Below are 18,631 nucleotides of genomic sequence, written 5' to 3' on the forward strand. Positions count from 1 at the left end.
GCGGTGGCGCGTCATGCCATCAAAAATGTGGACACCGATCGAGGTATTGTGTGGCTGCCACAGGCAGGTGGGAAGTCAAGATTTTTTTAGCCCATTGAGAATTAAATCGAATAGTTGATTTTGTCTGCTTTCCAGAGACTCCACCGTTTGGTCGGCTTCCATGATGTCCCATTCAAGCACGTTGATTCGCAATTCGGCTAACAGCATCGTATCAAAATTGCGATATATCCCCGTTTGCTGACCTTTCACAAACAAGTCATTTAACATGATGATCAGTTCATGTTTGTATCGTTTTATCAGTTTGTAGGCGGCAGGATAATACTTCCGGATATCATAAAAGAACATGGGTCCCGCTTCGAGGGCGCGGTTAACGATGAACCCGTTAAAAATAGAGAGTCGTTTGATCTCCGTTTCTTCCCGAGTCATCCGGCTTTTGAGATCCAATCTGCTTTTTTCGACGGATAGTTTTACGAAATCCGTTACCATGGCATCCTTATCGGTGTAAACCTTGTAAAGCGTTTTCTTGGAGACACCCAGGTGTCTGGAGATATCATCCATGGTTACCCCATGGAATCCCCATTTTCCGAACAGGTGTCCACACCCTGCCAGTATGTGATCTTTCTCCATAACTAGTTCGTATCAGGGACCGCCATGGCGCCATGCGATCCGATTCGCTTAATGCCCTAATTCTCCCAGGGTTCTTTTTAAATTCGCTTCGGCTATTTTATAGCCGACCTTTGCATCAATAACGTTGCTATAGGCTTGCTGCCAGATGGTTTGTGCATCCAGGACATCTTTTCCGGCGATGGTACCGGCTTGGAAACGGTCTCGACTTAATCGTAAATTTTCGGCGGCTTGTTCTAAAGAAAGCGCTGCCAATTTAACGCGTCTTGCATTTTGGTTCAGTTGTAAGACCGACTGCTGTACTTGCAGCGAGATAATTTCTTTGCTCTCCTGGAGTTGATGTTCCTGCGCATAAATACGGTATTGCTGTTCTCTCACCTTCTCCGTTCGCTTGCCCCAACCGAATAGGGGAACATTCACGGTTAACAAACCATAATAGCTGGCGAGCGATGTGCCATTATTTTCCGGATTGATCCCTTGCTTCCCAAACGCACTGACACCGCTGATGCCGAGTGAAATACTGGGCAACAGTTCTCCTCTGTAAATTCGCTCCTGTAGCCGGGCAGATTCCAATGTTTTCTCCTGGATGCGAATTTCCGAGCGAACCGTCTGTGCGTGTGTTGTCAAGTCGGAAATGGAAAGCGAGTCAAACGTTCCGGTGATGCTATCCGATACATTGAAGTCTATGCTATCGGCCAGGCCAGTGAGTTGCGCCAGATTCAGCTTTGCCAGCGTAAGTGCATCTCGCCCTTGGATCAGGTTTAACGCGTTTTGATTTTGCTGGACGCGGGCGCGGAGCAGATCGTTTTTATAGGTAATGCCGGCAGTATATTGGTTGTTAATGTCGACGACTAACGCAGTCAATTGCTTGTGGCTCTGCTCGGCTAATGCAATTTGCTCTTTTGCGGAGATCACTTGCCAGTAGGTCACTTCGGTATTGTACAGCACATCGGAAGTGGTCAACGCCTTGCGTTCCGTTTGAATGTCCACCGTGGCGGCGGCCACTTTTTTCTCCAATTGGTTTCTGCCTCCCGAATAGATGGGCTGGTTAAAATTGATCCCCGGACTTACACCCTGTTCGGGCAGTAGCGTGTTGAGCGGTTTTCCAAAATAAAATCCGGTCACCGAACCGTCAATGGTAAACTTACTCTTGGTGTCGGCCTGCTTTTTTTGCGATTCGGCAACCAGAATATTCTGATCCGCGGTTTTTATATTGTTATTCTGACGGATAGCGAGTTGTCTAAACTCATCCAGCGTTATGTTGCGCTGCGCCGCCACGAACGAAGACTGTAGTAACGCGAGTATGAATATGAATAAGGAGCCCGGGAGGATCCCCGATGTTGTCGACTTCATTTGATGTTATTTTATATGATGTTTTAGTTTGTTGCTAAGCCTGGTGCTTCCCTTTCAAATCAAATGAGCTCCGGCTTATATTGGATATGCTCGTCGGCGTCCGGTTGATTCATTTCTTCATGAACCACCTGCGGTTTAATGAATTTGTAATAAAGCACGGGCACCACCAGGAGGGTCATTACCATGGAGAAGACAAGACCCAATGCCAACACGCTTCCTAACGGCGACCACAATGGCGACTTGCTGAGGATCATCGGAACAACGCCGATCGCCGCTGCCGAAGAAGTTAAAAAGATGGGCCGCATTCTTCTTTTTGCCGAGGCTATGGCTGCGGCCTTCAGCGTATAGCCGTGCTCGCGAATCAATTCATCGGCATAATCCACCAGGATGATTCCATTGCGCACGACAATTCCCATCAGACTTATAATGCCGATGAATGCCGTAAAACCCATGGGATTGCCGGTCAGCAAAAGTCCAAGCATGGCACCGAGCAAACTCAGCGGGAAAGCCGCTAGCACGATCAGCACTTTTTTAATGCTTTTGAACTGAAACAGCAACGTGAGGAAAATGAGCATCAGACTGATCAAAAGCGACTTGCCCATGTCTGGAGAAGTTTCGCCGGATGACTCCACTTCGCCTCCATAGTTGATGGTGATGCCCGCGGGCAGTGTAAGGGCTGCTATTTTTGGCTTTACTTCGTTGACGATGGTCGTAGCCGTGATGCCATACTGTGCTTCAGACCGAACCGTAAGCGTGCGAAGTCCATTGCGATGAGCAATGACGCCGGTATGCCACGCCGGTTGGAGTTCTACGACTTCTTTGAGTGGCACCTTTGTGTTGTATTGCGACGTGACGTAGATGTTTTGAAGCTTATCCAGGCCATCGCGATTTTTTCCATCGAGTCGCAAAACAATGTCAATGGGTTTATCATCCTCCCAGAGCGTGGAGACAGTGTTTCCTTTGATCTCACCCCCCAGCGTTTGGGTAATGGTAGAGTGACTTACACCCAGACGGCTTGCTGCGTCCTCTTTGATGATGGCACGCACTCCAAAATAGTCATCTTGGTAATCGGTGCGGATCCAGTTCGTGCCTTTCGTCTTCTCAACAATGGCAGCGATTTGTGCCGCCACCCGTTTTTGGTCTTTTAAATTTTCGCCCACGACGCGGATCTCTACGGGAGCCGGTGTCTCCTTATTCGACAACTGCCTTACCCTCACATAACCGTTGGGAAGAAAATTTTTGAACTTTGTCAGGTATTCACCGATCATCTCCACGGTGGCTTCCTCACTGGTGGTGTTGATAAATATTTGCGCAAAATTTTCGCGCGGCGTTTCCGGAGCATAGGTGGCGTGGAAACGGGGAGAGGAAGTGCCTACAAAGCTGGCCGTGGTGACAATGCGCGGATCATCTTTTATGGCGGCTTCTACTTTTTCTACGGCCTTGGCGGTTGCCGAAACATCGGTGCCATTTTGCATCCATAGCTCCAGGTTAAATTGATTTCGCTCGGCCATCGGAAACAGTTCCTCCTGTACACCGCCGCCAACCACCATAGCCAGAAAGACGGAAAAAAGACCTGTGAACATCGTAAGCTTTGGCCAACGAAAGCAAAACTCCACTGCCTTGTTGAACCCGTCCTGTAAGAGATCGAGTATGTTCTTTTTTGCAGGACGATCGGCTACATGATGCTTGAGCCCTTTTTTCAAGAAGACATAACACATATAAGGTGTTAAAAGCAGGGCAACCAGAAAGGAAGCGAATAATGCGATGGATACGGCGATCGGCAAAGAGACGATGAACTCCTTGGGAAGTCCTCTCAGAACAAACGCCAGCGGCATGAAGGCAAAAATGATGGCAGCGGTTGCCGTAAACACCGGGATCATCAACTGCGTTGCGCTCTGCCACGCGGCTGTCCAATTCGCAACGCCCTCATCCAGTTTTTCGATATAATTATCCACGATGACGATCGCGTCGTCGACCACCATCCCCAGCACGACAATCAGTGCGGCGAGCGATACCTGATGAATTTCTATTCCCACCAAATTGAGGATGGCAAAGGTTATCGCGATGGACACGGGTGCGGCAATCGCCGATATGGAAGCGATGCGGAAGGGGAGGAGTAACATCACCACGACGATCACCGCAGCAATGGCGATCCCAAATTCCACCATGAAATGACTTACCCGTTCGCCCACCACTTCAGGTTGGTCGACGATGGTCCGGATGGTAACATCGGCGGGCAACGTCTTCTTTACGGCTTCAATTTTCTTGTTGAGGTCATCGCCAAGGAACACGATGTTATTTCCAGGTTGCATTTGCACGGTCAGCATCATCACATTGTCGCTGCCGACCTTTATAAAACTATTCAGTTCTTCATAGCGTCGTTCAATCCGTGCGACATCTTTCAGTCGGACCACTTTTCCGTCGGGGCTGCTGAAAATGATCTGGTTGCCGATGGCCGCCTCATCTTTGTACCGGCTGTTGGCAAAGATGGGAACATTACTGGCCGACAAAGTAATGTCGCCGGTATAGTTGGTCACATTCTGTGTTTGTAATACAGCCGACAGCGTGGCAAAATCAAACCCATATTGCTGCATCTTTTCATCGTCAACAATGATATAGATCTGTTGACGCTGTCCACCGTATCGATTGATCTTAGAGACTTCGGGAATCGTTTTAATGCCGTCCTCGATCTTGTCCAGATACTTTTCAACTTCGGCATAGCTTCGGCCGGGTGCGCTCACCGTGATCATCTGCGCAACCACATCGCCGAATTCGCTATTGACAATCGGACCCTGTACACCGGGAGGAAGGGTAGGACGCAAGGTGCTATTCAACCCATGCTGCAAGGTGCTCCAAAACTTTTTGGGGTCTTTTACCTCGTCGTTCAACTCCGCGATAATGACCACCTGACCTTCTTTTGTTTCCGAGCGGGTTTTCGCCTTCTTGATCTCTTCGAAACTGAAAAGGAACTGCTCAATTTTGTCGGTCACCTGCTTTTCCACCTGGAGCTCATCCGCACCCGGATAGAGTGCAAAGACAATACCTTGTCTCACCGTAATGCGCGGGTCCTCGCTCCGGGGCATCGTGATCAACGCCACGATCCCCACCACAACCAATAATCCCGCAATCAACATCGATATCTGACTATACTTCATCGATGCTTCAATAATGTTTATTCTTCGTTTTTTCATGGGTTCTTATCCATCTGTAGATTCGCTTGTTCCTTCATTTTTTGAGCGCGTCGGTTAAAGCGACACCGTTTGACCGTCCTTCAATTGACTTTGTCCTTGTATGATCACGTTGTCACCAACGTGAAGACCTTCCGAGATAATGATCTCATCCCGTAACAGGCCATCAACGACGACCCTCTTTTTGATGGCCCTGTTTTTATTGTCCACAATGAAGACGTAGGTAAATTCTTCCGGATCGCGAACCACGGCATCGGCGGGAACGGTCAATGCCTCGCGTTTGTGATCCGTCGAAATGGTGATGTTTGCCAACATGCCGGGCAGAAGCTTTCCATTGGCGTTGACAAGTTTGACTTTCACTTCAAAACTTCGCGTGGAAGCATCTGCCTGCGGGTTAAGGATATTGATCTTTCCGTCTCTGGTTTCTTGTATGGCCGGAACCGTGACCGTTGCCGGCGTGCCGGCAGCGAGCTTGCTGATCTCACTTTCTGAAACGGAGATCTTGGCGTATACCAGATCGGTCTTCACCAGGGTGAAGGCCATCACTCCGGGAGAGGCGATAGCACCCCTTTCAATTTCTTTTGCCGTAACAATGCCAGCAAACGGAGCATAGAGTTTGGTGTCTGCCAATCTTTTGGCCGCGATACTCTTGTTTGCTTTCGCCTGTGATAAGGCAACCTTGGCGGCGATGTGCTCCCGGGCAGGCAGACTTCCTTTTGTATACAGCTCATCGAGTCGATTGAAATTATCCTGTGCCTGTTCGAGGGAAGCTTCTGCGAGGGAGACGTTGTTCTGGTATTCGATGGTTTCGATCGAAGCCAGTAACTGCCCTTCGGCAACGTGCTGCCCTTCCTCGACGTGAACAGCGACCACTCTTCCCGGAACGGAAAACCCCAGCGAAACGGAATTGTCCGCCTCAATCGAGCCACTGTAAGAAAGGGTCTCGGCTATGCCATTCGCTGCCAGTTGTCGTGTGCTGACTTTCAAAGGAGGAGCAGCGGGTTCTTTGTCCACGCTCTTGGTACAACCTGCCAGCAGGATCACGGCCAGACTGAATGAGGACAATTGCTTAAATACGTTCATAAAAATTATTCGTTTTGTTTTTTGTGGTGAGACTAAACCGGTTTGTAAAAATTGGGAGGGAGTCAAAGTAAATCTTCGACCAAGACGTTTCGTGGCGGTGAATGAAACAATGCTTTTGTCTTCGTGCTGTTATCTTCAAAGAGACCAAGTATGAAATCGGCTTCCTTGTCTCTGTTGACATTTTCATTTTCGGGCTGCGAGAATACGTGATAGTAGCGCACGCCATATGCCCCGACTTCACGATCAAGTTCTTTCGACATCTCCATGTGCAGCAAGCTGGCAATCCTGCCCAAAGGGGAGGGTGCGGATGTTAATAGTATGGGGTCGCTGCAGATCTGGATGAAGGTGCCGCGTCCGTGATATTTCATGAGCGGAAGGAGAAGCTTTGCCGCCATAAACCAAGAGGACAAGCTCTCGTATTGCATCTTGTCCCAGGTAACATAGTCGAGTTCGGTGAGCGGCAGCGTGGAGTAGGTAGCGCAGGACAGAATAATAACCAGGTCAATCCTTCCGTAACTCAATTGAATGTGATCGGCGATCTCTTTCGATCTTTCGTAGTCCGTCGGGTCGGTGACCAACGTCACTAATGAACCGGTGGAAATGTCGGCGACTTCAGTTTTTATCCGGAGAATCGTTTCCGCGTTGGGCGCAGGCACAATGACCAACGCACCGCGCTGAAGCAGCTGCCGGATAATCGAAATTTCAAGCGATTGCGTTGATCCTGCAACGATTGAAATGATATTCTTGAGTGACTGATCCATAGTGATGACATCCTTCGGGGATGACGATACAAAGATGGATCACGCAGGAGGTGAACGGAATGTTGAAAAGTACTTAATGTATGTCTGAAAGTACGCGTTCGGGCAGGAGTGCAGATTGCTCTTCCACCAGGATCGACGCGTCTTGTTTGCTTTTCCGGTACTCGGAGGGTGTGAGACTTGTTTTGTTTTTAAAGAACTTGCTGAAAAAGAATTGGTCGCTGAACTGCAACAAAAGGGCAACCTGCCCGATCGAATAGACCGGGTCATTCAACAAGATCATCGCCTCGGTGATGACCATCTCGTCGATCAGGTCTCCTGCTGTTTTACCTACGGCCTCTTTTACCGTTTGGGTTAAATACCGTGGCGTGACGGCAAGTTGGCCGGCGTAAAATTGCACACTCCGTTCTTCCCGATAGTACTTGATGAGTAACTTCATAAAGCGGGCGGCCAGATCTTGCTTGCGCGTGGGCTTGGTTTTTAATTTTTGATTGTGATGATAAAAGACATTGACGAGCTCATAGACCAGGAGGCTGAAATTGTGGTGAATGATCTCTTGTGAAAATTCACTCTTCTGCCGGGTCACGATGTTGGCATAGAGCATGTTAAAGATCCTGGACAGCAAAACGATCTCGTCATTTTCCAAGGCGACGTGCGTGTTGAGATCCGGCCCGAGCAACTTGAACGCGGAAAGATACTTTTGATAGATGCCAACTTTAAGAAGAAAGTCTTTAGAGAAGGACAGGCACCTGCTGGAGATGAATTCAGAAGAGCCGATGAATTGGCAGATCGTACCCGGTTCGATCAAAACAAATTCTCCTTCGCCAATGACATGATGTGTGAGATTCAACTTTAGGGATATTTCTCCCGAGGTGACCATGAATAGAAAATACTGATCGACTCGAAAAGGATAGAAAATAGGGATGGCCTTTTTCTCATTCTCGGCAACGGAAACCTGGAGGCCGTCTAATTGCTTGGTTTGCCCAAGGATAGTAAGGAGTTCCGAAAACGTGTGATTACGGACCATTTGTTCAGTATGCTTCGTTTGTTCAGTTGTCATCATACGAGTCGGTTTGTAAGCCTTAAGACGTAAAGAATCCAGGAGGTAGACGAAAGAACCCAGGCTTTATTTTAAGCTTGCCGCCGAAGAAGCGCCAATAATGTCCAAATCAAGATGGCATTTTTGATAGTGACGAGCTTTCCAGCAAAATCGACACACGCCTTGTCGCATTAAATCAACGGCTTAACAGAAAATTGGCGTGGTCATGTTTACAAATTTGAATACGGCTAAGCCCGTGCGACCTCATCGATAGGACCTGGTAAAGACAGTCGATTTTTCAAAGCGCTATACAATGATTCTAAAGGTGAGGTTTATCCTTGGTTTTAGAGGCGTGGTGGATTTGGCGATGCGGTGTTCCCAGTGTTGTTGGAGGTCGCCTTTCATGAGGAGCATCGAGCCGTTTTCGAGGCGGATGGCGTATTTGCGGTCGTGGTCCTTTTTGTGGCGGATGTCGAACTTGCGCACCTGGCCGAAGCTGACGGAGGCGATGATGGGTTGTTTGCCCAGTTCGGTTTCGTTGTCGCTGTGCCAGGCCACGGAATCGTTGCCATCGCGGTAGTAGTTGAGGAGGACGCTGTTGAAGCGGATGTGGGCCAGTGGTTCGATGCGTTCTTTGATGGCCAGCAATTCGGGCGTCCAGGGGTGGGGTTGGAAACGGGTGCCGGTGTAGGCATAGTTTTTTCCGGAGTCGCCAAACCAGGCGGTGAGGCGGGGGGTGATGACCGGCTTGCCATACATCACGACTGTGCGTTGTTCCCAGGGGATGGTGGCGATGAATTTTTGGAGGTAGTGGGCGCTTTCGGTGTTGGTGAAAAGTTGAGGGGTGTAGGCCACGAGGTCATCGGGCAGACCGGTGCTTATTCCGCTTTCGCCAAACATGTTCAATTGGTCCATCCCAGGTTAACTGAAAAGGAGAGGAATTGGTTGCGGCGTTTTTGCGGGGTTGGGGTGGCGAACAGGGCCTGCTTGCGTGAAGGATGGGAGTGGAAAGCCCGGAGTGCGGTGGGGAAAGGGGAGAAGGATTTGTTGGTGGGACACCAACAATGGGTTTGATCGGGTCTTGAAATGGGGGGACTAAGGGGTAGGCGGACTTGTAACGGACAGCCTGACCCCGGCGGGCGGGATGCGGGTGGAAAGAAGGGGGCACGCCCGCCCGGGATTTAAAAACGCTTAAAAAAGTGGTCTTCCGGATAGTGGTGGCACCACACTTACCTGTCTCTAGACGGATTATTAGGGTTAAAAAACGTTAATTTGGTTTTACGTTACAAAGGGATGGTGACTTTGCCCGAGGAGGATATGATCAGGGCCATTCGTGATGGCGATAAGGTCGCTTTTCAGCAGGTGTTTTATGCTTGCTACGATGGCCTGTGTCAGTATGCCTGCACGATGCTGAAGGATATGGACGAGGCCGAGGATGTGGTGCAAGCCATGTTTGTGAAGGTTTGGGAGAAGCGCGAGAGCCTGGGGATCCAGACGTCGATGCGGTCGTATTTGTTCCGGTCGGTGTATCACCAATGCCTGAACCAGTTGGAGCACCGTGCCATCAAGTGGAAGCACCAGGAGCAGGGCGCCTACGACAAACTGGGCGAGGTGCAACAACCCGAAGTGTTCCCGGAAGAATTGGAGGAGCGCATCAAGGCGGCCATCGGCGAACTGCCAGAGCAGTGCCGGATCATTTTTATGATGAGCCGTTATGAGGAGATGAAGTATGCCGAGATTGCGGCCCGGATGAACTTGTCGGTGAACACGATCGAGAACCAGGTGAGCAAGGCATTGAAAATTTTGAGAGGGCGGTTAAAAGATAATTTTGTTTAACATGAAAATCTGTGTCGCGTGATGAAGGAAAATGAAAGCGCCATAACCGATGAGCTGATCGTGCGGTATCTCGCCGGCGAAGCTTCCCCCGAAGAGGCGATGGCTGTGCAGGATGCATTGACGGATTTGAAATTCCAGTCGCGCTTTGCCGCACTGCAGAGCACGTGGGCGGCCACCCACCCGGGGAAAACAACACACCAAGTTTACGCAGCCGAAGCCTGGCTGGCCATCGAGGACCGGCTGACGCGGCGACCACTTCAAAAAGTAAAGACCTCGCCGGAAGAAAAAAAGTCGCGTGCGTTGCGCTTCAGTCATCGCGCGTTCCGCATAGCCGCGTCGTTGCTGTTGCTGGCGATAGCGGGCGTTGTGCTGTATAACATGCTGACCTCGCCGGATGAGGCGTTGACCTATGTGACCACCCAGGGAAAAGTGCAGCATGTGGACCTGCCGGACCAATCGGTGGCCACCGTGTTTCGAAACAGCAAGCTCTCGTATGCCGCCGATTTCAACAGCCACCACCGCGAAGTTTCGTTGCTGGAAGGCGAGGTGTTTTTCAACGTGACCCACGACCGCAAACACCCGTTTATCATTCACACCGCGGTGGCCGATATCAAAGTGATTGGCACAGCCTTTAACGTGACGTTGAACGGCGATGCCGTGGAGGTGTCGGTGAAGGAGGGTAAGGTGCAGGTCTATACGAAAACCGACAGCACCTTCCTGGAGGCCGGCGTGACGGGGGTGGCCCAAAAGGCCGGTCTCATCCAAACCCAGGACTCCGTGAACAGCAACGCCTGGGGCTATGCCACACACCGGTTTGTATTTAAAGACACCCCCCTGCGCGAAGTGATTCGCGACCTGGAAAAGGCCTATCCGTATACCATAAACGTATCGGACCAAGCCATTAATAATTGCAGGCTAACGGCTACTTTTGAGAATGATTCTGCCGAAAATCTGCTAAATTTAATGGCGGAATCTTTAAACCTTTCCGTAACAAGCAGTGGAGGCGTCTATACATTGGAGGGCGAAGGCTGCCCGTAATCTTCTGGTTGCGGCCATGGTGATCTGGATATCGGCAGATGTCCGGGGACAGGCCGTGGACGATATTCTGACAAAAGGAATCTCCCTTTCCTATCAAGACAAACGTTTTCATGACGTGGTGGAAGACCTGGAACGTGTGACAGGCCTTCATTTTATTTATAGCTCCGACAAGATCGAAGTAAACGGCCGCGTTACGCTGTCGGCCCACCGCCACTCGCTCGATGAAGTGCTGGCGCAGTTAGGCAAGCAAATGAACCTGGCGTTTAAAGTCCAGGGCAAGTATGTGGTGATCAAAACCCTTCCGCCTGCACCCGTAATTTCAAAATCCATTGTCCCTGCAACGCCTGCTCGCGTCAGTGAACCGGTAGAAGATCTTCAGTACACCACTTCGCTTATCGCGAACCCATCCTTCGATACGCGCGATTTTTCTGCGGCAACACTGTCTTATCCACAAGTGAAAAAAGATCTGCAAACGTTGCAAGTATATTTTGATTCGGATCTGCTGCAAAAAATTCCGCCGCAATACATTCGCCGGATCGGGCAGCGTCAGCGGCTGGGCTGGTTTGCCAGCGGTGGGTTTATGATGAATGACTACTCGATCGGCGCGGTGTTCCAGGCCGGGATGCGTTCGCTTTATTTTGTGATGGGCTCCAGTTGGATGACCGACAGCCGATACCACGGGTCTTATGGCCTAGGATCGTCGATAAAAATTGCCCGTAATTTCTCCGTCAATCCGGCCCTCACGTTTTCGCCGATGAAGGAGACCAACAAGCATACCACCAACTTCTATGGGCACAAAGTGGACGAAAATGTGCAACTCAAGGCGGGTCACTGGCAGATGAAATGGATGGTGCAGTATGCGCTGGGCCGTCATATCAATCTTAATTTCGGCCCGACCATTAACCGGCTGCACACCTCCTTTACGACAAAGGATGTGAGTCTGTCGCGCTACACACAGGTGGCGGGTTTTGTGGGAGACCCGCAAGGTTTTTCGGCCTATGGCCGCGAGCCCGCGACGCAGCCGATGGTGACCACCGTGATCGTTGTGGATAGTCATCAAAAGCAATATCAAACCCTGCAATATTGGGTGGGCTGGGAGGCCAGCGTTTCTTACCGCATAAATTTTTCGGGCCGCCGATAGTGGCAAGTCTTCTTTCGCCTGTCTCTGGGATGTGAGCGAGTGCCCACAGCATATCCAAACTTAAAACAGACTGACAGGTGAACTTACAATCACATCTACGAGATGCCCTCTGGGTCCTATTTACGTTTACGATCATGGGACTGTGCTTTGCGGTTCAGCAATGGGAGGACAGAAGATTTTCCGTCGAGTGCATCACGGCGGAAGTGCAGGACCTGTACCGCCTCGATGCGCGGCAGGCCAAGAGGATCCAAGAGATCAACTACGACTTTTATGACCGTGTGAGCAAGGCCTCGTTCCATTATCTCCTCAACGAAGAAGCTTGCGAAAAAGAAATCGAACGGTTAACCCTCGAGAAGAATGAGGCGGTGATGAGCGTTGTCAAACATCGCATGAGCCATCGAACGGTGGGAACGGAAGTGGGGTTGCAGTGAGACCTGCGAACCGCCCCGCCTTCGCTAAAGCTCCGTCTTCGCTAAAGCTACGACGGGCAAGTCGGCGGGCACTGAGAGGGGCAGGTCGGTAGTATTCTTTTTTTTTGCTTCTTTTCTAGCCCGCTGAGGCTTTAGCGAAAGCGAGGGCGGTTCAGTCTCCACGGCCTGATCGATGGGATCATTACCACAATCAAAATAGCTTGAGTTGATCTTTGTCTGCGGGAGGCTTTGCTTTTCCAAAGACCGTGCGGCCCCCGTGCTTGTAGGACTCGGCCCGCTCTTGGGCGATCACTTTATCGAATGCTCCGGGATCGGGTTCGAAATCTTGCTCCATCCGCTGCGCCACCACCGTCAGACTTTTTATGGCGGCTTGTTTGTCGGCGTCGCCGATCTTTGCTTTCTCTACGGATGTCTTCAGAATGTTGATGGTCTCGTCATAGACCTTGGTGGGAACCGGGAACGGGTGGCCGTCTTTGCCACCGTGTGCAAAAGAAAACCGCGCGGGATCGGTGAACCGCGACGGCGCACCGTAGATCACTTCGCTGACCAACGCCAGCGATTGGATCGTGCGCGGGCCGACGCCTTCCAATAGCAGCAGCGATTCGAAGTCAAGCAGCGACCGGTCTTGCGCCAGGTTCAAAACACTTCCCAGCCGCTTGAGATTAACATCTTTCGCCCGGACATCATGGTGCGAGGGCATCACGATGCGCTGGATCTCCGGCAACATCACCGAGGGTTTTTCTTTCACGATCTCCAGCATCGAAGCCTTGGCACGGGCAGCCTCCACGTCGGTCATGTTGAGGATCTCGCCTTGATTTTTTCCGTAGATGAACGTGTGCGGATTTTCGACAAACGACTTGACTTTCTCCGAATGCCAGTGATAGCGGCGGGCCATGCCGTTGGCATCGTTCATGCCCTGTTGCACCACCGTCCATTCGCCGGTGTCGGAAACCACGAACGTGTGAAGATAGAGCTGAAACCCATCCTGGATGGCCGTGTTGTCTACCTTGGCCGTGAGCTTACTGCTCCGGACCAGCGCATCACCGTCCAACCCGGTCTTGTCGGAAAGTTGCATCAACTCCAAGGGCGTTTGCCGCGAGTGTCGTCCCTTGCCGCCACAGATATAAATTCCCAGATCTTTAAATTTCGGATTGACGGCGCGCTTCAGAGCCCCCATCACCGACGTGGTGATCCCCGACGAATGCCAATCCATCCCCAGCACACACCCAAACGCCTGAAACCAAAACGGGTCACTCAACCGGCTTAACACCGCCCCCTTTCCATACTCCAGCACGATCGACTCCACAATCGCCCCGCCCAGCAAGCTCATCCGCTGCGCCAACCAAGGCGGCACCTGCCCATAATGCAAAGGCAGATCCGCAGAACGTACGTTATTAAAATGCAGCTTCGGCATAGCTCAAAGATACCTGTAGATCACCCCAAATCCCACCTTGCCCAACAAAAGCAGACCCCTTAAAAGTGCCTCAAACACTTGTAAAATTAAGTTTGACAAAATAAAAGTCCCCGCACTCAAAGCACGAATGGATGTTCCAACCAAATCACAGAGCATTTTGTAGCACCATCAGAGCTTTCCCTACGCATACAAAATCCAAAAAACATCCTATTTTTGATTCCACCGAACAAAGAGCACAAGCCAAAAGCAGCACACGACCTGGATAACCAAAAAAAACTCCTGGCTTCTGACTTCTGGCTCCTCAAGACAACTCCCAACACCGAACAAAACCATCGCTTGCCCCAGGCCCATCCTAACCAGCCTCCTCCAACCCCATATGACCGCCCCAACCCAAACGCTCGCGCTAAACAACCCGAAGATCATCCGCGCCTGGTACATGTACGACTGGGCCAATTCTGTTTATTCGCTCGTCATCGCCACCGCGATCTTCCCCATCTACTACAAGGCGGTTGCCGTGGATGGCAACGGGAGCGACATGGTGAACTTCCTGGGATTCACCATTCAGAATTCCGTGTTGTACTCTTATGCCTTATCGTTTTCCTTTCTCGTCGTGGCCGCGATGTTGCCTTTGCTATCCGGTGCTGCCGATTACATTGGCAACAAGAAGATCTTTATGAAATGTTTTGTGTGGTTGGGCAGCATGGGCTGCATCGGTCTTTTCTTTTTTGATGATATCACGATGTTGGGATGGGGCATTTTTTGCTCTATCGTCGCCAGCATTGGCTATTCCGGTAGCCTGGTGTTCTACGATGCCTTTTTGCCGGAGATCGTCACCGAAGATCGCTATGACGTGACCAGCGCACGGGGCTATTCCATGGGGTATTATGGCGGCGTGCTGCTCATGGTGATCTGCCTGGTCTTGATCATGAATGCGCAGGCCTTCGGGCTGGGGGCCACGCCCGGCGAAGCCAGCACATTGGCCACGAAAATATCGTTCATATTGGTCGGGCTTTGGTGGATCGGATTTTCACAAATACCGTTCCGCGTGCTGCCCGACAACCCCTTCAACAAAAAGCCTACCGGCAACATCTGGACCAACGGATACAAGGAAATACGGAGCGTTTGGAGAAGCCTGGAATATCAACCGCAGTTGAAGCGCTACTTGTTTGCATTCTTCTTCTACAACATGGGCGTGCAAGCCGTGATGTACCTGGCCACGTTGTTTGGAACGGATGTGCTCCATTTAAAAGATCAAAGTCTTATCGCCATCGTGGTCATCATTCAAATCGTTGGTGCAATGGGAGCCTATTTGTTCGCGCGTTTGTCGCGCCGGTTAGGCAACCGTCTTTCGTTGTTGGTGATGATCGTGATTTGGATCGGGGTGTGCATCTCGGCCTACCTCATTACCACGGAATATCAATTCTATGGACTGGCCTTTGTGGTGGGCATGGTGATGGGGGGCATTCAATCGCTGTCGCGCGCAACCTACTCCAAGCTGATCCCACAAAACACCACGGACCACGCTTCCTACTTCAGTTTCTATGATGTTACCTACAACGTCTCGATCGTGATCGGCACATTCTCGTATGGCTTCGTGGATCAAATCACGGGGAGCATGCGCTATAGCGCCCTGGCGTTGGGCGTGTACTTCCTTATCGGTTTCTTTATTTTATCGACCGTGCGGGCGAAAGAGATCCAGGCGGCGCAGGTCCGTTAGTAGCGCAGGTGCTTCACGGTCATGCCGTTGTTGATCAATTGCTTCAACGAGTCGATGCCGATCTTGAGGTGCAGCTCTACAAACGTTTTGGTCACCACCGAATCGCTGGCTTCGGTCTTCACGCCCTCGGGTACCATGGGTTGATCGGAAATGAGCAATAGGGCTCCCGTTGGAATTTTATTGGAGAATGCCGTGGAGAAGATCGTCGCCGTTTCCATGTCGATGGCCAGCGCGCGGATCTTGCGCAGGTAGCTTTTGAATTCTTCGTCCCATTCCCACACGCGCCGGTTGGTGGTGTAGACGGTGCCGGTCCAGTAATCTTGTTTGTGATCGCGGATGGTAGTGGAGATGGCTTTCTGCAAAGCAAACGCGGGCAAGGCCGGCACTTCGGGAGGGAAGTAGTCGTTGGAGGTTCCTTCGCCGCGGATGGCCGCGATGGGGAGCACGAGGTCGCCGATGTCGTTCTTTTTCAATCCGCCACATTTTCCGAGGAACAAGGCGGCTTTGGGTTTGATGGCGCTGAGGCAGTCCATAATGGTGGCGGCGTTGGGGCTGCCCATGCCGAAGTTGATGATGGTGATGCCCTCGGCGGTGGCGCTGCGCATGGCACGATCGTGGCCGTTCACCGGCACGTTGTGCCAGGCGGCAAACATGGTTACGTAGTTGTCAAAGTTGGTCAGCAGGATGTATTCGCCGAAATGGCTCAGCGGCTGCCCGGTGTAGCGCGGCAGCCAGTTTTCAACAATATCTTGTTTCGTCTTCATGGCCTAAAGTACTAAATCGGTAGAAATATTTGCAGGCGGTATCTAACGGTAAACAAAAAATAATCCGCGCGCGTTTGCGGGCCGGTGACGAGGGTGGAGAAAATTTGGTTTATTTGTGTGCATGGTCAAGCTCAACCTTCCCGATTTTGAATATGTCCTAAAAAAAGAGGAGGGCAAGCTTTTGATCCTCGACAGCATCCGCAAAAAATATCTGGTGCTGACACCGGAGGAATGGGTGCGGCAACATTTCGTGAACTACCTCATCCAAACCCTGCAATACCCGCGGTCGCTCATCCGGATCGAAGGCGGACTTCAATTCAACCGGCTGCAAAAACGTTCCGACATCGTGGTCTTCGATCGGGAGGGCAAACCTTGGATGGTCATCGAATGCAAGGCTCCCGACCTGGCCATGAGCCAGCAAACCCTGCGGCAAGCGTCGGTCTACAACCACTCGCTCAAAGCCAAATACCTCGTCATCACCAACGGCCTCCAACACATCTGCTGCGCCACCGACTGGGACGCCAACACGACGGCGGTACTGGAAGAAATGCCAGCCTATAACGGCTGACCATACCCCCAAAAAAACTGAGGGCGTCCTTCTTTGCTTGACCGAAGCGTCAGCGAAGGAGGACGCCCTCTGAAGCTTTCGCGAAAGCAGGGCGGTTCAAAATGATTTCGTCTTACAGGAATTTCTTCACGTCAGTATATCCCAGACCAAAAGCATCCGCCACGGCCTTATACACCACTTCCCCCTGGATCACATTCAATCCATTCCGCAATTCCATATTCTCCTGTGCCGCTTTCTTCCATCCCTGGTTCGCCAAGCGAATGGCATACGGCAACGTCGCATTCGTCAACGCCAAGGTTGACGTATAGGGAACCGCACCCGGCATATTCGCCACGCAATAATGCACGACGTCATCAATAATAAATGTAGGATCCTCGTGCGTCGTCGGACGGCAGGTCTCGATACAACCTCCCTGGTCCACGGCCACGTCTACCAGCACCGTGCCGGGCCGCATCGACTTCAACATATCGCGTGTGATCAGCTTGGGCGCTTTCGCTCCCGGCACCAGCACACCGCCGATGATGAGGTCGCTGTCTTTGATCATTTCACGGATGGTATATTCGTTCGATACAATGGTGTGTACATTCTTGGGCATCACGTCGTCTAAGTAACGAAGACGGGTGATGTTGAGGTCCATGATGGTTACATCGGCACCCATACCCGCAGCGATCTTCGCCGCGTTTGTGCCCACGACACCGCCACCGAGAATGAGCACTTTGGCGGGTCTCACACCGGGCACGCCGCCCAGCAGGATGCCTCTGCCTTTCAAGGGTTTCTCCAAATATTTTGCGCCTTCCTGGATGGCCATTCTCCCGGCCACTTCCGACATCGGGATCAGCAGCGGCAAGCTGCCATCGATGCGCTCTACGGTCTCATAGGCGAGACAAACCGCGCCCGTGGCGATCATGGCTTTGGCCAGGGGTTCATAGGAAGCAAAGTGAAAATAGGTGAACACCAATTGGTCTTTGCGGATGAGGTTGTACTCTTGCTCCACGGGCTCTTTCACTTTCATGATCATTTCCGCGATCGCGAAAACGCTGGCAGCATCGGGAAGAAGTTTAGCGCCGGCAGAAACATACTGTTCGTCGCTGAAGCCGCTGCCAACACCGGCTGTGGATTGTACATGAACCGTGTGACCGCGTTTCACCAATTCCTGCGTGCCGGCAGGTGTGAGGGCAACACGGTTTTCATTATTTTTAATTTCTTTAGGAACACCTATGATCATAAAACTATCGTTTTTTTAACGGCTGCAAATATACTAACATACAGTCGTTGTTTGCTGTAACCCTTTGAAATTATGAGCGAAAGCCTCCTGTATGCGTTCTATGGATCATTGCGCCGGGGCATGGACAACCATGCCCTATACGAGCATGATTTGCAGTATCAGCGCACGGTGGTGCTAAAAGGATATGCGCTCTACTCGCTGGTCGATTATCCCTATGCCGTGAAAACGGGCGACCCTCGTGATACACTGGTCGCGGAGCTGTACACCATCCCAGACCTGGAAACAAAACAAATCATACACGATATGGAATTGGATGCCGGATATATTTTTTCGGAGGAACAAATTGCCGAAGGAAAGTTTGGAATCTATATCTTCGCCACACCGGGTGACCACGACGAGCGGGTGCCCGGCGGGGACTGGGTGGCCTACCGCCTCGCTTTGGGAAAGTAAAT

At 51.3% G+C, this 18,631-nt stretch carries 17 protein-coding genes; 7 read left to right on the forward strand and 10 right to left on the reverse strand.

The window, feature by feature from the left end:
- Positions 1 to 75: 75 nt before the first annotated feature.
- The 7 genes from D4L85_RS19610 to D4L85_RS19640 all read right to left on the reverse strand — a co-directional run bounded on the left by D4L85_RS19610 (position 76) and on the right by D4L85_RS19640 (position 8,960).
- Positions 76 to 627 carry a TetR/AcrR family transcriptional regulator gene (locus D4L85_RS19610; protein ID WP_119755900.1) on the reverse strand — a complete coding sequence of 184 codons (552 nt, stop codon included), beginning with the start codon at positions 625 to 627 and terminating at the stop codon, positions 76 to 78.
- Between the two features lie 48 nt (positions 628 to 675).
- A complete protein-coding gene (locus D4L85_RS19615) occupies positions 676 to 1,977 on the reverse strand; it encodes a TolC family protein (RefSeq protein WP_119755901.1) in 1,302 nt (433 codons plus the stop codon).
- Positions 1,978 to 2,036: 59 nt separating this feature from the next.
- On the reverse strand, positions 2,037 to 5,168 hold the full coding sequence (locus tag D4L85_RS19620; RefSeq protein WP_174236163.1) for an efflux RND transporter permease subunit: 3,132 nt from the start codon (positions 5,166 to 5,168) through the stop codon (positions 2,037 to 2,039).
- 54 nt (positions 5,169 to 5,222) lie between these two features.
- Complete coding sequence (locus D4L85_RS19625) at positions 5,223 to 6,248, reverse strand: efflux RND transporter periplasmic adaptor subunit (protein WP_119755903.1); 1,026 nt, start codon at positions 6,246 to 6,248, stop codon at positions 5,223 to 5,225.
- A gap of 62 nt (positions 6,249 to 6,310) precedes the next feature.
- On the reverse strand, positions 6,311 to 7,009 hold the full coding sequence (locus tag D4L85_RS19630; RefSeq protein WP_119755904.1) for an SDR family NAD(P)-dependent oxidoreductase: 699 nt from the start codon (positions 7,007 to 7,009) through the stop codon (positions 6,311 to 6,313).
- A gap of 73 nt (positions 7,010 to 7,082) precedes the next feature.
- Positions 7,083 to 8,069, reverse strand: coding sequence for an AraC family transcriptional regulator (locus D4L85_RS19635; protein WP_119755905.1), 987 nt, complete (start codon positions 8,067 to 8,069; stop codon positions 7,083 to 7,085).
- Positions 8,070 to 8,351: 282 nt separating this feature from the next.
- Positions 8,352 to 8,960, reverse strand: a complete 609-nt coding sequence (locus D4L85_RS19640) for an alpha-ketoglutarate-dependent dioxygenase AlkB family protein (protein ID WP_119755906.1) — start codon at positions 8,958 to 8,960, stop codon at positions 8,352 to 8,354.
- A 357-nt stretch (positions 8,961 to 9,317) separates the two neighbouring features.
- Here D4L85_RS19640 and D4L85_RS19645 point away from each other — a divergent pair, with 357 nt between their 5' ends.
- The 4 genes from D4L85_RS19645 (at position 9,318) to D4L85_RS19660 (ending at position 12,491) form a co-directional block, all read left to right on the forward strand.
- Positions 9,318 to 9,881 carry an RNA polymerase sigma-70 factor gene (locus D4L85_RS19645; RefSeq protein WP_228450539.1) on the forward strand — a complete coding sequence of 188 codons (564 nt, stop codon included), beginning with the start codon at positions 9,318 to 9,320 and terminating at the stop codon, positions 9,879 to 9,881.
- A gap of 21 nt (positions 9,882 to 9,902) precedes the next feature.
- The gene (locus D4L85_RS19650) at positions 9,903 to 10,919 is read left to right on the forward strand and encodes a FecR family protein (RefSeq protein ID WP_119755907.1); all 1,017 of its coding nucleotides are present in this window, start codon (positions 9,903 to 9,905) and stop codon (positions 10,917 to 10,919) included.
- A 16-nt stretch (positions 10,920 to 10,935) separates the two neighbouring features.
- Complete coding sequence (locus D4L85_RS19655; protein WP_119755908.1) at positions 10,936 to 12,060, forward strand: STN domain-containing protein; 1,125 nt, start codon at positions 10,936 to 10,938, stop codon at positions 12,058 to 12,060.
- A 134-nt stretch (positions 12,061 to 12,194) separates the two neighbouring features.
- Positions 12,195 to 12,491 (forward strand): hypothetical protein, encoded by a 297-nt coding sequence (locus D4L85_RS19660; RefSeq protein WP_119755909.1) that lies wholly within the window; start codon positions 12,195 to 12,197, stop codon positions 12,489 to 12,491.
- Positions 12,492 to 12,681: 190 nt separating this feature from the next.
- On the opposite strand, the gene D4L85_RS19665 is transcribed toward D4L85_RS19660, so the two are convergent.
- Positions 12,682 to 13,905 (reverse strand): DUF763 domain-containing protein, encoded by a 1,224-nt coding sequence (locus tag D4L85_RS19665; RefSeq protein ID WP_119755910.1) that lies wholly within the window; start codon positions 13,903 to 13,905, stop codon positions 12,682 to 12,684.
- Between the two features lie 376 nt (positions 13,906 to 14,281).
- Between D4L85_RS19665 and D4L85_RS19670 the strand changes: the two genes are divergently transcribed.
- Positions 14,282 to 15,622 carry an MFS transporter gene (locus D4L85_RS19670; protein WP_119755911.1) on the forward strand — a complete coding sequence of 447 codons (1,341 nt, stop codon included), beginning with the start codon at positions 14,282 to 14,284 and terminating at the stop codon, positions 15,620 to 15,622.
- On the opposite strand, the gene D4L85_RS19675 is transcribed toward D4L85_RS19670, so the two are convergent.
- Positions 15,619 to 16,386, reverse strand: coding sequence for an AMP nucleosidase (locus tag D4L85_RS19675; protein ID WP_073139457.1), 768 nt, complete (start codon positions 16,384 to 16,386; stop codon positions 15,619 to 15,621). The two genes, D4L85_RS19670 and D4L85_RS19675, sit on opposite strands and share 4 nt — an antisense overlap.
- A gap of 121 nt (positions 16,387 to 16,507) precedes the next feature.
- Here D4L85_RS19675 and D4L85_RS19680 point away from each other — a divergent pair, with 121 nt between their 5' ends.
- The gene (locus D4L85_RS19680; protein WP_174236164.1) at positions 16,508 to 16,954 is read left to right on the forward strand and encodes a type I restriction enzyme HsdR N-terminal domain-containing protein; all 447 of its coding nucleotides are present in this window, start codon (positions 16,508 to 16,510) and stop codon (positions 16,952 to 16,954) included.
- 112 nt (positions 16,955 to 17,066) lie between these two features.
- Here D4L85_RS19680 and ald read toward each other — a convergent pair whose 3' ends face one another.
- A complete protein-coding gene (gene ald, locus D4L85_RS19685) occupies positions 17,067 to 18,179 on the reverse strand; it encodes an alanine dehydrogenase (RefSeq protein WP_119755913.1) in 1,113 nt (370 codons plus the stop codon).
- 72 nt (positions 18,180 to 18,251) lie between these two features.
- Here ald and D4L85_RS19690 point away from each other — a divergent pair, with 72 nt between their 5' ends.
- On the forward strand, positions 18,252 to 18,629 hold the full coding sequence (locus tag D4L85_RS19690; protein ID WP_119755914.1) for a gamma-glutamylcyclotransferase family protein: 378 nt from the start codon (positions 18,252 to 18,254) through the stop codon (positions 18,627 to 18,629).
- Positions 18,630 to 18,631 lie beyond the last annotated feature (2 nt).

The organism is Chryseolinea soli, assembly GCF_003589925.1.
In the GTDB taxonomy this organism is placed as follows: domain Bacteria; phylum Bacteroidota; class Bacteroidia; order Cytophagales; family Cyclobacteriaceae; genus Chryseolinea; species Chryseolinea soli.

What these genes read in the sequence shown, in the direction of transcription:
- D4L85_RS19655 (WP_119755908.1), top strand. Translation starts at nt 10,936, where the DNA reads ATGGTGATCTGGATATCGGCAGATGTCCGGGGACAGGCCGTGGACGAT.
- D4L85_RS19615 (WP_119755901.1), bottom strand. Translation starts at nt 1,977, where the DNA reads ATGAAGTCGACAACATCGGGGATCCTCCCGGGCTCCTTATTCATATTC.
- D4L85_RS19675 (WP_073139457.1), bottom strand. Translation starts at nt 16,386, where the DNA reads ATGAAGACGAAACAAGATATTGTTGAAAACTGGCTGCCGCGCTACACC.
- ald (WP_119755913.1), bottom strand. Translation starts at nt 18,179, where the DNA reads ATGATCATAGGTGTTCCTAAAGAAATTAAAAATAATGAAAACCGTGTT.
- D4L85_RS19690 (WP_119755914.1), top strand. Translation starts at nt 18,252, where the DNA reads ATGAGCGAAAGCCTCCTGTATGCGTTCTATGGATCATTGCGCCGGGGC.
- D4L85_RS19610 (WP_119755900.1), bottom strand. Translation starts at nt 627, where the DNA reads ATGGAGAAAGATCACATACTGGCAGGGTGTGGACACCTGTTCGGAAAA.
- D4L85_RS19670 (WP_119755911.1), top strand. Translation starts at nt 14,282, where the DNA reads ATGACCGCCCCAACCCAAACGCTCGCGCTAAACAACCCGAAGATCATC.
- D4L85_RS19680 (WP_174236164.1), top strand. Translation starts at nt 16,508, where the DNA reads ATGGTCAAGCTCAACCTTCCCGATTTTGAATATGTCCTAAAAAAAGAG.
- D4L85_RS19650 (WP_119755907.1), top strand. Translation starts at nt 9,903, where the DNA reads ATGAAGGAAAATGAAAGCGCCATAACCGATGAGCTGATCGTGCGGTAT.
- D4L85_RS19660 (WP_119755909.1), top strand. Translation starts at nt 12,195, where the DNA reads ATGGGACTGTGCTTTGCGGTTCAGCAATGGGAGGACAGAAGATTTTCC.
- D4L85_RS19625 (WP_119755903.1), bottom strand. Translation starts at nt 6,248, where the DNA reads ATGAACGTATTTAAGCAATTGTCCTCATTCAGTCTGGCCGTGATCCTG.
- D4L85_RS19620 (WP_174236163.1), bottom strand. Translation starts at nt 5,168, where the DNA reads ATGAAAAAACGAAGAATAAACATTATTGAAGCATCGATGAAGTATAGT.
- D4L85_RS19635 (WP_119755905.1), bottom strand. Translation starts at nt 8,069, where the DNA reads ATGATGACAACTGAACAAACGAAGCATACTGAACAAATGGTCCGTAAT.
- D4L85_RS19630 (WP_119755904.1), bottom strand. Translation starts at nt 7,009, where the DNA reads ATGGATCAGTCACTCAAGAATATCATTTCAATCGTTGCAGGATCAACG.
- D4L85_RS19665 (WP_119755910.1), bottom strand. Translation starts at nt 13,905, where the DNA reads ATGCCGAAGCTGCATTTTAATAACGTACGTTCTGCGGATCTGCCTTTG.
- D4L85_RS19640 (WP_119755906.1), bottom strand. Translation starts at nt 8,960, where the DNA reads ATGGACCAATTGAACATGTTTGGCGAAAGCGGAATAAGCACCGGTCTG.